Source organism: Gluconacetobacter aggeris, assembly GCF_014174395.1.
Taxonomy (GTDB): domain Bacteria; phylum Pseudomonadota; class Alphaproteobacteria; order Acetobacterales; family Acetobacteraceae; genus Gluconacetobacter; species Gluconacetobacter aggeris.
Genome location: NZ_JABEQD010000040.1, coordinates 1 through 1494, shown reverse-complemented (window position 1 = coordinate 1494; position 1494 = coordinate 1). Strand labels below are relative to the sequence as shown.

At 62.9% G+C, this 1494-nt stretch carries 2 protein-coding genes; both read right to left on the bottom strand.

All coding sequences use genetic code 11. The features are described 5' to 3' along the window. Positions 1-17: 17 nt before the first annotated feature. Positions 18-920 carry an IS701 family transposase gene (locus tag HLH36_RS19415; protein ID WP_220792934.1) on the bottom strand — a complete coding sequence of 301 codons (903 nt, stop codon included), beginning with the start codon at positions 918-920 and terminating at the stop codon, positions 18-20. A gap of 12 nt (positions 921-932) precedes the next feature. Beyond that, positions 933-1382, bottom strand: coding sequence for a transposase (locus HLH36_RS19635; RefSeq protein WP_220792933.1), 450 nt, complete (start codon positions 1380-1382; stop codon positions 933-935). Positions 1383-1494 lie beyond the last annotated feature (112 nt).

Below are 1494 nucleotides of genomic sequence, written 5' to 3'. Positions count from 1 at the left end.
AGCTGGACTTTGGTGGTTTACGCAGCATAGCAGGCATTGTTCAGCAACGAGTTGAAGAGGGCGCGTGGTATTTTTTGCTGCTCGTCCTTTGACGCTGACGTGTGGAAATAAGGTGCGGCCCATAATTTGCGGCGGACGGCGGCTATGGCGTCGCTGAAGGTTGGCCCTTCCTTGCGATACCATGTTGTTGCTGCTGGCCGGAGACGTCCCTGTTTTTGCAGGTCGTTTGCGACAAGCGTGATGACGGAGAAAAGCCCCATCAGGACGGGTGTGGTGCGGGCGATAGCCAGATCCGACCACTGGCGTTGGGTCTCGATGCCGAGATGACGCCTCGTTTCGGCGAACGTGACCTCCATCGACCATCGCCGGACGAACCAAGCCAGGATGTCGGCGGGGGACGCGGCAAGGTCGGTGCAGAGGAACGCCTGCGGCCGAAAGCGCCTGGCGGGGTCACGAACCAGCACATACCGGATGGGAACGGCCCGACCCGGATGATGCCACAGCGCGGTGCCGGAGATGAATTCGACGCGGTGTTCCTGACCGCCATACCATGCGCCGATCGCAGCTTCGCTCCATTGTATGGCGGGATTTTCCAGGCGGCTCGCCAGCGACGGTTGGCGCTCGCCTGTCCGGCGGGGCCGGCCCAGCGTCCTGGCAGTACGCGGAGGCGGCGGGTCGAACAGTCTGGCATCGAGGCGGAGACGACTGACCATGCATACTCGATCCCTGACGGCATCGAGCAGATCGATCGAGGCGTAGGAACTGTCGGTGACAGCGATGATCCTGCGTCCGGGAAGCCAGCGGGCGACCTGAAGCAGGCCCTGCCGTGCCCGGTCCGTCAGCTTCCGGTGAGGGCGACCACGCTCGCGCGCGTAGCGTTCCGAGGGACACAGCACCGTCAGGAACGGCAATCCCCACACTCGTCCGGTCCATCACAGCGGCGCCAGAAGCATGAACGCTTGCCAGCGCAGGCCGCTGGCTTTGACAAAATGTCCGTGCGACGAGCGCACCGGATCACGATAAATGCCACGCGCGGCGATCCTCCGCCCTGTCCGCCGTTCCAGCGTATCGTCGATCCCAATGATGACCGGACCGTCAGGAACCAGCACCGCGACCAGCCAGACAAACAGCGTCCTGGCCAGGGCCAGAGCACTCCAGTGATTGCAGTTCAGGACCCGATGAAAGGAGGAGAAATCCGCCGCGTCGTCCAGACCCATCGCACGCAGTGCGGAACAGACTGTCCGTCGTCCCGGCGACATGATCGCTCCAGACGTCAGAACAAGAACCCGGCGCCATGTCGGGGCCGTGAAAGCTGCCCGGAACGGCCCCAGCCACGCGGCTATCCCGCTGAACCCGACATCCTTGCCGGCCTCTCCTTCCATTGCTCATCTCCTGCTTCCTTCGCAGAAGAGACTCGCCCGACCACTGGCGCACAGGAAACCCGGCGCTTCTTCACATTCGATTCAACGCTCAAAACCGCCAAAGTCCAGCTTA

Excerpts from the sequence above, each read along its gene's own strand:
- HLH36_RS19635 (WP_220792933.1), bottom strand. The coding sequence starts at position 1,382 with ATGGAAGGAGAGGCCGGCAAGGATGTCGGGTTCAGCGGGATAGCCGCG.